Annotated in this window: 15 protein-coding genes; 7 read left to right on the plus strand and 8 right to left on the minus strand. The window is 67.9% G+C overall.

Annotated elements, in window-relative coordinates; translation table 11 throughout:
• Positions 1–48 precede the first annotated feature (48 nt).
• On the minus strand, positions 49–621 hold the full coding sequence (locus G6N34_RS02830; protein ID WP_085155094.1) for a TetR/AcrR family transcriptional regulator: 573 nt from the start codon (positions 619–621) through the stop codon (positions 49–51).
• 94 nt (positions 622–715) lie between these two features.
• Between G6N34_RS02830 and G6N34_RS02835 the strand changes: the two genes are divergently transcribed.
• Positions 716–1,732, plus strand: a complete 1,017-nt coding sequence (locus tag G6N34_RS02835) for an acetyltransferase Pat (RefSeq protein ID WP_085155092.1) — start codon at positions 716–718, stop codon at positions 1,730–1,732.
• Between the two features lies 1 nt (position 1,733).
• Positions 1,734–2,555 (plus strand): shikimate 5-dehydrogenase, encoded by an 822-nt coding sequence (locus tag G6N34_RS02840; RefSeq protein ID WP_085155090.1) that lies wholly within the window; start codon positions 1,734–1,736, stop codon positions 2,553–2,555.
• Positions 2,556–2,564: 9 nt separating this feature from the next.
• Here the strand turns inward: G6N34_RS02840 and lpqN are convergent, their stop codons facing one another.
• Positions 2,565–3,287 carry an envelope biogenesis lipoprotein LpqN gene (lpqN, locus tag G6N34_RS02845; protein ID WP_234813059.1) on the minus strand — a complete coding sequence of 241 codons (723 nt, stop codon included), beginning with the start codon at positions 3,285–3,287 and terminating at the stop codon, positions 2,565–2,567.
• A 146-nt stretch (positions 3,288–3,433) separates the two neighbouring features.
• On the opposite strand from lpqN, the gene G6N34_RS02850 reads away from it, so the two are divergent.
• A complete protein-coding gene (locus G6N34_RS02850; protein WP_085155088.1) occupies positions 3,434–3,913 on the plus strand; it encodes a TspO/MBR family protein in 480 nt (159 codons plus the stop codon).
• A gap of 51 nt (positions 3,914–3,964) precedes the next feature.
• On the opposite strand, the gene G6N34_RS02855 is transcribed toward G6N34_RS02850, so the two are convergent.
• Positions 3,965–4,234 (minus strand): hypothetical protein, encoded by a 270-nt coding sequence (locus tag G6N34_RS02855; RefSeq protein ID WP_085155086.1) that lies wholly within the window; start codon positions 4,232–4,234, stop codon positions 3,965–3,967.
• Positions 4,235–4,410: 176 nt separating this feature from the next.
• On the opposite strand from G6N34_RS02855, the gene G6N34_RS02860 reads away from it, so the two are divergent.
• Together G6N34_RS02860 and G6N34_RS02865 are read left to right on the plus strand one after the other, a co-directional pair.
• The gene (locus G6N34_RS02860) at positions 4,411–5,109 is read left to right on the plus strand and encodes a DUF5642 family protein (protein WP_085155084.1); all 699 of its coding nucleotides are present in this window, start codon (positions 4,411–4,413) and stop codon (positions 5,107–5,109) included.
• 21 nt (positions 5,110–5,130) lie between these two features.
• A complete protein-coding gene (locus tag G6N34_RS02865) occupies positions 5,131–5,790 on the plus strand; it encodes a DUF5642 family protein (RefSeq protein ID WP_085155082.1) in 660 nt (219 codons plus the stop codon).
• Here G6N34_RS02865 and G6N34_RS02870 read toward each other — a convergent pair.
• Together G6N34_RS02870 and soxR are read right to left on the minus strand one after the other, a co-directional pair.
• Positions 5,787–6,383, minus strand: coding sequence for an alpha-ketoglutarate-dependent dioxygenase AlkB (locus G6N34_RS02870; protein WP_085155080.1), 597 nt, complete (start codon positions 6,381–6,383; stop codon positions 5,787–5,789). The genes G6N34_RS02865 and G6N34_RS02870 overlap by 4 nt on opposite strands.
• Before the next feature lie 30 nt (positions 6,384–6,413).
• A complete protein-coding gene (gene soxR / locus G6N34_RS02875; protein WP_085155078.1) occupies positions 6,414–6,845 on the minus strand; it encodes a redox-sensitive transcriptional activator SoxR in 432 nt (143 codons plus the stop codon).
• Between the two features lie 56 nt (positions 6,846–6,901).
• Between soxR and arcA the strand changes: the two genes are divergently transcribed.
• The gene (gene arcA / locus G6N34_RS02880; RefSeq protein WP_085155076.1) at positions 6,902–8,101 is read left to right on the plus strand and encodes an arginine deiminase; all 1,200 of its coding nucleotides are present in this window, start codon (positions 6,902–6,904) and stop codon (positions 8,099–8,101) included.
• 183 nt (positions 8,102–8,284) lie between these two features.
• Here arcA and G6N34_RS02885 read toward each other — a convergent pair whose 3' ends face one another.
• Positions 8,285–9,154 (minus strand): type IV toxin-antitoxin system AbiEi family antitoxin, encoded by an 870-nt coding sequence (locus G6N34_RS02885; RefSeq protein ID WP_085155074.1) that lies wholly within the window; start codon positions 9,152–9,154, stop codon positions 8,285–8,287.
• Between the two features lie 141 nt (positions 9,155–9,295).
• Positions 9,296–10,840 (minus strand): dolichyl-phosphate-mannose--protein mannosyltransferase, encoded by a 1,545-nt coding sequence (locus G6N34_RS02890; protein ID WP_085155072.1) that lies wholly within the window; start codon positions 10,838–10,840, stop codon positions 9,296–9,298.
• A 25-nt stretch (positions 10,841–10,865) separates the two neighbouring features.
• Here G6N34_RS02890 and rsmI point away from each other — a divergent pair, with 25 nt between their 5' ends.
• Positions 10,866–11,702, plus strand: coding sequence for a 16S rRNA (cytidine(1402)-2'-O)-methyltransferase (gene rsmI, locus G6N34_RS02895; RefSeq protein ID WP_085155070.1), 837 nt, complete (start codon positions 10,866–10,868; stop codon positions 11,700–11,702).
• On the opposite strand, the gene G6N34_RS02900 is transcribed toward rsmI, so the two are convergent.
• Positions 11,691–12,917, minus strand: coding sequence for an aminodeoxychorismate synthase component I (locus tag G6N34_RS02900; protein ID WP_085155068.1), 1,227 nt, complete (start codon positions 12,915–12,917; stop codon positions 11,691–11,693). The genes rsmI and G6N34_RS02900 overlap by 12 nt on opposite strands.
• Positions 12,918–12,929 lie beyond the last annotated feature (12 nt).

Genomic DNA, 12,929 nt, shown 5'->3' on the forward strand with positions numbered 1-12,929 from the left:
CGGCGGCCCCGCCAATGACAAGTAGTTGATACTTAGTGCCCTGGCGCGTCAGTCCGGCAGATTGAGCATCCGGGTGGTCATCTGCAGCAGGGCCGCGCGCAGTGTCTCGTCGTCGATGTCGTCGAGCAGGGGGTTCACCACCGACCCCGCGATGGCGCCCGAGAACAGCGCGGCCGTCACCCGGGCGATGGTGTCGTCCTCCTCGCCCTGCAGCACGCCGTACAACTCGGCGATGAACTCCCGGAATGGAGGATGCGTCCCCAGCAGCCTGATGATGATCGGGTCGTTCTGCAGCGTCCTGATCCAGCGGCGCCGTGTGACCGCCATGTCGATGACGTCGGTCAGCAGCACCTTCCGGGCGCGGGCTGGATCCGATTCGGCCCGCGCCGCCGCCAGCGGTTCCTCGAGCTTGGCCAATTCCAGCTCGGTGACGCCGACGACGATCTCGTCCTTGGTCTTGAACTGGTGATACACGGCGGCCTTCGTGACGCCCATGGCGTCGGCGATCATCTGCAGCGACGTGCCGCTGACGCCGTGGTCGGCGATCAGGTCCAGGGCCGCATCCAGGACACGGCGCTGCGCGGCGGTCCTGCTGCGCGTGCCGAGCCGTTGTCTGACCACAGCATGAGGGTAGCCAGAGTCGCCCAAGACGTCCGAGAGCTTCCGGTAACGTAGCGCTGCAAGGAGTGTGAACAGGCTGCGAAAGGGCTCAGCCGTGGCCGAACTGATCACCCAGCGGGCCAATGAACTCGCGACGCTGGCGCTTTTCGCCGACTGTTTCGGCGCTGACCTCTACGGCTTGGCACTGCTGCTCGAGCCCATCCGACTCCGGGCGGGCGATGTGCTGATGCGGCAGGGAGAGCAGGCCGACTCGTTCTTCGTGATCGCCGAGGGTGACGTCGCGATCCGGCATGAGAACGATGACGGGTCGATCACCGAACTCGCCGTCCCGTTCGGGCAGATCGTGGGAGAGATCGCGCTGCTGCGCAACGGCACGCGCGTGGCGACCGTCGTCGCGACCACCGATGTGCGGGGGTGGCGCGGAGGTGACGAGGCGTTCGGCGAACTCGTCGGACTTCCCGGGGTTCTGCGGAATCTGGTTCGACTCGCGCGGCAGCGACTCGCGGCGTTCATCACGCCCGTGCCGATCCGTCTCAAGGGCGCCCACGATCTGCTGCTGCGGCCCGTCCTGCCGGGTGACAGCGAGCGCACGTCCCGCGGACACGTGGAGTTCTCGGCCGAGACGGTGTACCGACGCTTCATGTCGGTCCGCAAGCCCAACAAGGCGCTCATGGACTACCTGTTCCAGGTCGACTACGTGGACCACTTCGTGTGGGTCATCACCGACCCCAGCAGTCCCGATCCGGAGAGTCGCGAAGACGTCATCGCCGACGCGCGGTACATCCGCGATCCGGCCAAGCCGACCTCCGCCGAGGTCGCGTTCATCGTGGCCGACGCCTATCAGGGTCACGGCATCGGCTCGTTCCTCATGAAGGCGCTCGCCGTGGCCGCCCAGGAGGGGGGAGTCGAGGAGTTCACCGCCAGCGTGCTGTCGGAGAACCTGGCGATGCGCCGGATCTTCGACAGTTTCGGCGCGTCCTGGGAGAGGGAGGATCTCGGTGTCGTGATGACCGTGATACGGGTTCCTGACCCGCAACGAATCCGGTTGCCCAAGAAGCTGATCGAGCAGATCGCCGTCAGCGCGCGGCAGGTGCTCCGGGCGGTCGGCTGACATGCCGCGCCCACCGTTGAGCAAGGACACCACGCTGTGCATCTCACTGGCGGCACGGCCGAGCAACATCGGCACTCGATTCCACAATCATCTCTACGAGGTGCTCGGACTCGACTTCCTCTACAAGGCGTTCACCACCACCGACATCGCCGCGGCGATCGGCGGCGTGCGGGCCCTCGGCATCCGCGGATGCTCGGTGTCCATGCCGTTCAAACAGGATGTCTTGAGCCTGGTCGAGCACGTGGAACCCTCGGCGCGTGCGATCCGTTCGGTGAACACCATCGTCAACGACGACGGCGTGCTGACCGCGTCGAACACCGATTACACGGCCGTGGCGAAACTGATCGAGGAGCACGGGTTGTCGCCGGAGTCGACGGTGTTGATCCACGGCAGCGGTGGCATGGCCAGTACCGTGGCAACCGCCTTCCGGGACAAGGGATTCGAGCACGGGACGGTGGTGGCCCGCAACGAAGTCACCGGACCCGGCCTGGCCGACCGGCTCGGCTACCACTGGCGGCCACACCTGGGTGGGGCGTGCGCTTCGATCATCGTCAACGTCACCCCGGTGGGCATGGCGGGTGGCCCTGAGCAACATGACAGCCCCTTCGCGCCGGACACCATCGCCGCGGCCGACACCGTGTTCGACGTCGTCGCCCTGCCCGCCGAGACACCCCTGATCATCGCCGCGCGGGCCGCGGGCAAGCGGGTGATCACCGGAGCAGAGGTGATCGCACTGCAGGCCGCCGAGCAGTTCGAGCGGTACACCGGTGTGCGACCCACCCCGGAACAGGTGGCCGAGGCGTCGGCGATCTCGCGGATGTGAGGCGTTCGGTCAGGGCGTGATCGTCGTCTGATCATCGACGACGCTGGTGGCGTCACCGAGGATTCCGGCCTCCGACTCGTCGGAGTAGGCGTTCAACTGGAGCACGTACAGCCCGTCCTGCCCGGGGATGACGACGGTCTTCTGGGCGATCATGCCCTTCGTGCCGTCGACCTCGTAGCTGCCGCCCAACTGCACGGCGTCGAACCCGCCCAGGGAGTCGCGTTCGCCGTCCCGCGAGCCGTCGAATCCGGGGATGTTGTTCAACTCGCCGGACGCCAGCGCGAGGATCTCCGCGGGGTCGACATTGCCCGTGAGCTTCGACAGCAGGGCCAGGATCCGCGGCGGATTGTCCGGAACGGCGGTGTCCTGGTAGACGATTGCGCCGTACGGGGCGTTGGGCATCTCCTCGGTGCGCTGCCAGCCGTCGGGCACGGGCAGGTTGATCGTGGGGCCCGGGTCGCCCCGCTTGATCGTGGTCTCCTGGATGTTGTTCTCCTGGACGTAGTCCTGGATCGTGCGGTGAGTGCCCGTCTGTTCAGGGCCGCTGAGGTCGGTCTTCTCGGTGGGGGACTCCTCGGCCGTCGTGGTCTCCACCTCCGCGGAGGCCTCGGCCGTCGTCGGCACGCCCTCCTTGGTGTTCGATCCGCAGCCCACGAGGGCGAAGGTCAGAGCGATCGTGGCCAGACCTGCGCCCGCGATCGCGGCCAGTCGGCCGGTCGATGTCGTCTCCACAGCCACAGTGTCTCCCGTCAGTGCGTCCTCACGTGCGACATTGCTGCCGGACGCGGCCAAATCGGGGGAGCGTAGGCGGGCGGGCTTGGAAACCGATGGGAACTCGCGTGCGGATTGGCGGCCCTCCTGCGCGGGTAGGAACCAGTATGCGCATTCGAACACTGATCTCCACGGGACTCGCCACCGCGGGTGCCGCCGCGTTGGGCAGCGTCGCCAACGCGTCTGGAATGCCGGGTTGGTACTCCACCATCAAGAAGCCGCCGTACGTGCCGCCCGGCGCGGTGTTCCCGGTCGCGTGGACGACGCTGTACGCCACCATCGCGGCAACGTCGGCGTCCACGATCGACCGTCTGCGCGCCGAGGGCGACGATGCTCGCACCCGTGCCTACGTGGCGGCCCTGGCTCTCAACCTGGGGCTCAACGCCAGTTGGAGTTGGGTGTTCTTCCGCTGGCACAAGCTGGGGCCCGCGGCGGTGGCTGCCGCGGTGCTGGCCGCCAGCAGCGCGGATCTGGCCCGCCGGACGGCCGCGGTCAATCCGCAGGCCGGCCTGGCTCTCACGCCGTATCCGGCGTGGTGCACCTTCGCCACCGTGATGTCGACCGACATCTGGCGATTGAACCGCTGAGCATGGCGAAGGGGCGCCCCGATGTCGGGGCGCCCCTCTGCTGTTCTGTGGTCAGCGGCCTTCTGCTGAAGGGCCGAAGACCGGGCGGTCCACGCCTCCGCCGAAGCCAGGCCGCTTGACGCCGTCGCGCGGTCCACGGTGGCCCAGGACGCCCAGGTCCGAGAACCGCTCCTCGTCCAGCGGGGCGTTGATGCTCTGCGCCGCGAAGGTGTGTGTGCCCTGCGCCTGCAACGTGGAGACCGCGGCCGGTGTGGCCAGTCCCAGCGTCAGCACTGCGAGTGCGCCCATGGTGCCTGTGGTGATCGTCGCCGTCTTCTTCATATGTCCCGCCTCCTGTGAAATCGTCTGCCGTCATGTCCGCGGTAGATGTACGTAAACTGGAACCATTCAAGAAAACGATTTCTTCCCGATGACACGGCGATCGGCGAGACGCTCCCCACACTGTGGCGGGATCGTGTCGAAAGATTGGCGGTCTGACCGGGAATAAAGGTCCCCGCGTGGTCAAATCGGGTGTGCGACGCCTCATCTCCGCCCTCGTCGTGACGGCGACGCTCGCTGTCGGGTGCGGGGACGCCGACCGCCTCGCGGTGACCGAATCGGTGACGCCGTCCGGTCAGGAGGCGTCGGCGCAGTCCTTCGACCCGGCCCGGATCCGGCGAGTGCGCGCCGATCTTCCGGCGGGTTACGAGGTCATCGAGGCGACGGGTCCGGCGTCCCCCGTTCTGTATTGGGGCATGCGATCCGGCTGGACCGCCGATCCGCCGCAGTGCGGTGCCCTGGTCGATCCCGTCGCGGGCGAGGCGGGCCAGGGACTGTCCGGGTCAGGGGACGGCGGCCTGCTGCATGTCATGGCCGCGGCGACCCCGCCGGGTCGGCCCGTCCCGGATGCTGCGCTGTTGACCGAGTGTGCCCAGTGGTCCGTGATCTCGGGCGGGTCGACGGCCGCGGCATCCCTGATCCCGGCGCCGGCGATCGAGGACGCCGTGACCACGGGCGTGGCCGCTTCGGTCCGTACGGTCGTCGAGTCCGGCACAGAAACCGACTCGCAGGTCTACACCTTCACGGCCCGCGTCGACGAAGGATTCGTCTTCGTCACGCTCATGGTGGACCCCGGGTCTCCGCATCAGGCCCTGACATCTCAGGACGCTGCCGACCTGTTGGTGAAATCGGTCTCCGCGGTGCGCGGAGTGCGCTGACGCTGGGTAGATTGCACCCCGATGTCCACACACAGAGTGCTGTTCGCGTTGTTGAGTGTCGGTCTGCTGGCGGGGTGTTCGGGAGGGGCTTCCGAGGACGCGGGCTCAGCCGACATCGCCAAGGTCAGTCAGGTGAAGTCCACGTTCGGGCCGGAATTCCAGATCACCGAGAAGTCTTCGGGGATCGACCCGAAGATGCTGGAGAGCCCCAAGCTGCCGGACGGGCTGAAGTTCGATCCCGCCGACTGCGCGGCGTTCGCGACCGAGGAGACCCTGCCCGATGACCTCAAGGGCAACATGTCCTCGGTGATCGCCGAGGGCGAGGGCAACCGCTTCGTCGTGATCGCTATGCAGACCTCGCAGGAGGTGCCCGTCAAGGATCCTGGCGAGAAGTGCAAGAAGGTTTCGTTCAGCACGGGCACCATGCGCGGCACCATCGAAGCGGTGCCCGCGCCTGAGATCGAGGGCGTGCAGACGTTCGGTGTGCACCGTGTGCTTGAGGCCAACATCAACGGGAAGTCGCAGACTGGCGAGGTGTACAGCTACCTGGCGCACTTCGGCGACCACCAGGTGATCGTCACGGCCAATCCGCTGGTGACCGCCGACAAGCCCGTCGCGCCCGTCGACACCAAACGCGCCGAGGCGCTGCTGACCGACGCCGTCAACGCGATCCGGTCCTAGCGGACGTCCCGCGGACGGAACTGAATGCTGATCCGCGGTCCGGTGGGGCGGGCGGTCTTGGGGACTGCGTGTTCCCAGGTCCGCTGGCATGAACCGCCCATCACCAAGAGGTCGCCGTGGGCGTGCTTGAGGCGGAGTGAGGGCCCGCCGCCGCGTGGCCGCATCGCGAACGTGCGCGGTGCGCCGAGGCTGACGATGGCCACCATGGTGTCCTCGGTGCGGGACCGGCCGATGTTGTCGCCATGCCAGGCGACGCTGTCGTTGCCGTCGCGGTACAGGCACAGCCCCGCGGTGGTGAACGGTTCGCCGAGTTCACCGGCGTAGATGTCGTTGAGGCGGCGGCGGAGCTGCTTGAGGGCGGGGTGCGGGGCCTCGTCGGTGACGAGATTGTGGAAACTGACGAGCCGCGGCACGTCCAGCACCCGCTCGTACATTTGACGGCGTTCGGCGCGCCACGGGATGGCGGTCAGCAATTCGTCGAACAGCCCGTCCGGGGCGTCGTACCACCCGGCACGTACGTCGATCCACGCGCCGTGCTCCAACCAGCGCCGTTCGGCGTGGTCGAACAGGGCGCCCTGCAGCGACACTGACACGAGGCCCAGTCTATCGCACAGGTGTTCGAGCTATAGCCGGGATGCGCCCGGTCCCTCATGTGACATGACGTCGCCGGGGTTCGACAGCGCACAGCTTTTCAGGCTCAGGCAGCCACACCCGATGCAGTCGGCCAGATTGTCGCGCAGGCGCTGCAGGTGCAGGATTCTGTCGTCGATGTCCTGGCGCCAGCCGGCCGAGAGTCGCGCCCAGTCGCGGCTCGTGGGGATCCGGTCGGTGGGCAGGGTCGCGAGCGCGTCGCGTACCCGGGCCAGGGGGATGCCGAGGCGCTGCGACATTCGGATGAACGCGACGCGCCGCAGCGTCTCGCGGCTGTAGCGGCGTTGGTTGCCGGAGGTGCGACGGCTCGAGATCAGGCCTTCGCGCTCGTAGAAGTGCAGTGCCGAGATGGCCACCCCGGCGCGGGAGGCCAGTTCGCCCGGCGACAACTCAAGGTTGTTCATACACCTGAACAATAGTTGAGGTGGCTGTTGGGGTTACGGTTCTACATGTGAGTGCTGTGACTCTGGGCGCCAATTCCGAGGTCGGGACCCTGCGCTCGGTGATCCTGCATCGGCCCGGCGCCGAACTGCAGAGGCTGACACCGCGCAACAACGACAAACTTCTCTTCGACGGCCTGCCATGGGTCTCTCGGGCTCAGGACGAGCACGACGCCTTCGCCGAAGTGCTGCGCTCCCGCGGAGTCGAGGTCCTGCTCCTCGCGGATCTGCTCGGTGAGGCTCTGGCCAGCGGGGCGGCCCGAATGCACGGCATCTCCGCGGCCGTGGACTCGCGTCGGCTGGGGTTGCCCCTGGCCCAAGAACTTTCGGCGTACCTGCGCAGCCTGGAACCGACGGCGCTGGCGCACGTGCTGATGGCCGGCATGACGTTCACCGAGCTGCCGCTCGCGCAGAACGAACTCTCGCTGGTGCGCCGCATGCATCACGGCGGCGATTTCGTGATCGAACCGCTGCCCAACCTGCTGTTCACTCGCGACTCGTCATTCTGGATCGGGCCGCGCGTGGCGATCACGTCGCTGGCGCTGCCCGCCCGCATCCGCGAGACGTCGCTGACCGATCTGATTTATGCGCACCATCCCCGTTTCCTCGGTGTGCGGCGAGCCTACGAGTCGCGGTCCGCCCCGGTCGAGGGTGGCGATGTGCTGCTCTTGGCTCCAGGTGTCGTGGCCGTCGGGGTGGGGGAGCGGACGACGCCGGCCGGGGCGGAGGCCCTGGCGCGCAGCCTGTTCGACGATGACCTGGCGCACACGGTGCTGGCGGTGCCGATCGCTCAGGAGCGCGCGCAGATGCACCTGGACACCGTGTGCACCATGGTCGACGTCGACGCCGTCGTGATGTACCCGAACGTCGTCGACTCGTTGTCCGCCTTCACTATTCGCCGTCTTGGCGACGGCGGCGTGCAGATCGCGGACGCGGCCCCATTCGTGGAGGCCGCGGCGGCGGCCATGGGGATCGACAAGTTGCGGGTGATCGCCACGGGCTTGGACCCGGTGACCGCCGAGCGTGAGCAGTGGGATGACGGCAACAACACCCTGGCGGTGGCCCCCGGTGTGGTGGTCGCCTACGAGCGCAACTCCGAAACCAATGCGCGGCTTGAGGATTCGGGGATCGAGGTGCTGCGAATCTCGGCCTCCGAGCTGGGGACGGGGCGTGGAGGCCCGCGCTGTATGTCGTGTCCGGCGGCGCGCGATCCGCTGTAGTTGCTCGTGCTCCCCTTCGGCGCGAGATTGCGTGTCCTGCCTGGTCGCGAGATTGCATGTAGGGCTGTAGATCGGCGCCCGCGACGACCCTGGGTGCAATCTCGGTGGGGTGGGCAGCGCCGGCCTTGTATGCCATTGTCGCGAGATTGCATTCAGGGCTGTTGATCGGCCCCCGCGACGACCCTAGGCGCAATCTGGCCGAACTGTGCCCCGTAATGCAATGCCCCGCAATCGAAACGCCTCGTTCACCCGGCGCACGATGAACTTCCTGCTGTGCTCGGCAACGACGTGCCTGACGATCCACCCCTGACCGGCCACCAATTCGTTGCGGCCGATGTCGTGCACGAAGCGTGAGCGATCAGAGAAATGCTTTTCGCCGTCATAGTCGCAACCGATCATCTCGTCGTCCCAGCCCATGTCGAGATAGGCCGTGCTGAACCCGTCGGTGACCGGGATCTGCGTGCGCGGGCGTGGGAAGCCCGCATCCGTCAGGACCAGCCGAAGCCAGCTCTCCCTGGGCGACTGCGCGCCGGCATCCAAGAGCGGCGCCACATCTCGTGCCTGCGCCACTCCGCGCGCACCGGGATACAGCTCCGCCAGGTCGAGCACCGACTCCGACTCTATTCCGGTCGCTCGCGCCAACGCGTCGAGATGTGCGACGGCGGGGTCACGAGTCAGGTGCCGCGCCAGGTCCAACGCCGTTCTAGTCGGCGATGTGACGTACAGGCCCCGGACCCTGACGATTTCGTCGAACGAGAACCGCTCGTTGCGGGCGATGATGCCCGGCGGCGGGCGGGGGCAATGCCACAGCAGTTCGATGGGAATGTCGCTGTCGATCCACAACGCACCGTGCAACGCTGCCGCGGCGCGACCGGCGATGATCGCTCGCCGTCCGGACCACAGCCACGCGGCCTTCGTGCGCATCCACAGCGACGCTCGGGCGTCCTTGTGCACGTAAACGTTGGGCAAGATCGCGCGGTAATTCCAGCGCAGCTGAGCGCGGGTCAGCGCGCCGCTTCTGAGGGCTTCTGTGCCGAGGAATGGACTGTCCATGGGGGCATGTTCAGCGGCGAAGGTGACACGCCCCGCCGAAATTGCACGGAGGGCGGTGGGATCTGTGGATCAACGACCGTCTGTGCAATTTCGCACGCGAGCGACTGGCGTTGGCCAAGGCGGCTCGGCGCCCAAACCCGACTATCGCCAGGACGGCAACCAGATCTCCATATTCCAGGTGTGCTGGGAGATCGGCATTCCGGTCAGCACCGGGAACAACCACACGAAGTTCGTGATCACCACCGCGAGGTAGAGACACACCACGATCGCGCCAAGCGTGCGGCGCTCGGGGTCACGCGTCGGTTTGTACAGGATGTCGCCGCATATCAGGGCTATCGCCATCACCAGGAACGGCGCCATGGTCGCGGCGTAGAAGAAGTACATCTGCCGGTCGATGTCGGCGAACCACGGCAACCAACCGGCGCAGTACCCCACCAGAACGACCGCGTAGCGCCAATCACGCCGGATGAACGCCCGCCACACCGCGTAGACGAGCACGGGCACCGCCAGCCACCACATGGCTGGCGTGCCGACCAGCATGACCGCCTTGACGCACGAGGCCGCGCCGCACCCCGGCACGTTGTCCTGGTCGATCGCGTACAGCACGGGCCGCAGCGACATGGGCCACGTCCACGGCTTGGACTCCCACGGATGGTGATTGCCGCCGGCGTTGGTCAATCCGGAATGGAACTCGTAGGCCTTGAAGGTGTAGTGCCACAACGATCGGATCGCATCGGGTGGCTGGAACCAGGCGCGCTCGCCGATGGTTCGGCCCGCCTCGTAGCGGTTGACGCCGGTCTCGGATGCGAACCATGCCCAGTACGACGACAGGTACACCAACAGTGGGATGACGCCCATCGCCCAGGCGGTCGGACCGAGGTCCCGACGCACGGTTCCCAGCCATGGCCGTCCCACCCGGTACTGCCGGCGCGCGGCCACGTCGAAGGCCAGCGACATCAACCCGAAGAAGAGCACGAAGTACAGGCCCGACCACTTGGTGGCGCACGCCAACCCGAGCAGCACGCCTGCACCGAAACGCCACCACCGCACACCCAGGCGCGGCCCCCACGGCGTCTCGCCGATCCGCCCGTCGAGCAGCACGGTGTGCATGCGCTCACGGACCTGATCCCGGTCGACGATGAGCGCCCCGAACGCCGCCACCACGAAAGTCACCAGCACGCCGTCGAGCAGAGCCGTGCGCGACGTCACGAAGGACACGCTCTCGACCACCATGAGCAGTCCGGCGATGCCGCCGATCAGTGTCGACCGGGTGATGCGCCGGACTATCCGCGCGACGAGCACGACCGTGATGACGCCGAGCAGCGCCATGCTGAACCGCCAGCCCAGCCCGCTGTAGCCGAAGATCGCCTCACCGACGGCGATCAACTGCTTGCCCACGGGCGGATGAACGACCAGGCCGAAGCCGGGGTTGTCCTCGACACCGTTGTTGTGCAGCATCTGCCAGGCCTGCGGCGCGTAGTGCTTCTCGTCGAAGATCGGCGTGCCGGCATCGGTCGGCGACCACACGTTGAGGAACCTGCTGGTGGCGGCCAACCCGGCGATCACGCCGGTCATGGCCCAGCCCTGGGCCCTGTCGAGGGGCCCGAAGTCGGCCACGGGGACAAGTGGGCCGGGACTGATCACGGGTACGGCGCGCTCCGGCAGGACGGGAGTTGGAGCGGTCATCAGAGACGATCGTAGGCTGTGGGGCATGACTGGCGGCCGACTGTTGCTGGCTGCCACGCCGTTGGGGCAGCCCGGCGATGCGTCGGCACGCCTGATTGAAGCTCTCGGATCGGCCGACATCGTCGCCGCTGAAGACACCAGGCGCGTGCGCTCACTGGCGCAGTCGCTGGGCGTGCACATCAGCGGACGCGTGGTCAGCCTGTTCGACCAGAACGAGAGCACACGCGTTCCCATGCTGGTGGCCGAACTGGAGGCCGGGGCGACGGTGCTGGCCGTCACCGACGCCGGCATGCCCTCGATCAGCGATCCCGGCTACCGTCTGGTGGCCGCCTGCGTGGCAGCCGACCTGCCGCTGACCTGCCTGCCCGGCCCGTCGGCGGTGACAACCGCGCTGACGGTCTCGGGCCTGGCCGCCGACCGGTTCTGCTTCGAGGGCTTTGCCCCGCGTAGGTCGGGCCAACGCCGCACGTGGCTGGCCTCACTGGCGAACGAACTGCGCACGTGCGTGTTCTTCGAGTCGCCACGCCGACTGGCCGAATGCCTGAGCGACGCCGTGGCCGAACTGGGCCCAGACCGCCGCGCGGCGGTGTGTCGCGAGTTGACCAAGACCCACGAGGAAGTGGTGCGCGGGACGCTGGCCGAACTGGCCGACTGGGCCGCCGACGGAGTGCTCGGCGAGATCACCGTCGTCCTGGCGGGGGCGACGCCCGTGGCCGACATCGACACCCTGGTCGCCGAGGTGGCCGAACTGGCTGAGGCGGGCATGCGCGTCAAGGACGCGTGCCAGCAGGTGGTGTCCGCGCATCCCGGAGCGCCATCCCGCCGTGAGCTCTACGACGCGGTGCTGCGGTCACGGGAGTGACAGCGCGGCGGCGTCGGCGGCACTGCTGAGCCCGATGGTCGATGCGGCCTTGTCGAGGCACTCCTGCCACTCCGCGTCGGGTTGGGAGTCGGCGGTGATCCCACCGCCCACACCGAGCACGGCCCGCCCGCAACGATCGAACTCGACGGTGCGGATCGCGACGTTGAGTTCGGTTCCCGCGACGGGGGAGGCCAGGCCGATGGCGCCGCAGTACACGCCCCGCGCATGCGGCTCCCACTGTGAAAGCAGTTCCAGGGCGCGGAGTTTCGGAGTGCCCGTGACCGATGCCGGGGGGAACGTCGCCGCCAGCAGGTCGCGCATCGCCACCTCCTGCGGAACGTGCGCCGAGACCGTCGAGACCAGATGCCACACGCCGGGCGCAGGCCGTACCGCGAGCAGTTCGGGCACGGCCACCGAACCCATGGCCGCGACGCGGCCCAGGTCGTTGCGCACCAGATCGACGATCATGATGTTCTCGGCGACGTCCTTGACCGAGTCACGCAACAGTGCCGGGTCGGCGTGCAACGGCAGCGTGCCCTTGATGGGGCTCGAGGTCACGGTCTGACCGCAGCGGTGCAGGAACAACTCCGGGGACAGCGACGCCACCGCACCCCACGACCCACTCAGATAGGCGGCGCGCGCGGGGGTCGTCGAGGCGACGGCGTCGGCGAAGAAGTCCACCGAGGCCCCGCGCAGCGTGCCGCTGAACCGCGTGCACACGCAGGCCTGATAGACCTCACCGGCCGCGATCGCCTCCAGGCAGGCGATCACCCCGGCCCGGTGCACGTCACGGTCGGGCGGCGTCCAGTCGATGTGCCAGGGCTTGGGGGCCGACGGCGTCGCCAGTGCCTCATCCAGCCAGCCCGGCAACGGCGAATCCGTCAGGCTCTCGTACCACCAGAGGCCTGCGGCGTCGCAGCGCAGCACACAGTCGGTCCAACCGCCGACGGCCGACCACACCCCGCCCGCAGGGAAGGACAGGCCGCCGATCCAGCCGCCGCCGACGGCGTCGGAAGGGCCCGAGGCAGGGACCGGGAAGACCTCGTCGGCAGAGACGGGTTCGATCGACACACTCGGAGCGATCACGGCCCTGGCGCCGAACCACTCACCCGTCAGCGCGGCAGGTGGAGCCAACCCGCCCCGAGCGGCGCCGGCAGACACCGCACGGAGCACCTCGGCGGGGGTGCCGAGGGCTCCGAGGCGGTCGATGCGCATGGCATCAGCTTC

Source organism: Mycolicibacterium confluentis, assembly GCF_010729895.1.
Taxonomy (GTDB): Bacteria; Actinomycetota; Actinomycetes; order Mycobacteriales; family Mycobacteriaceae; genus Mycobacterium; species Mycobacterium confluentis.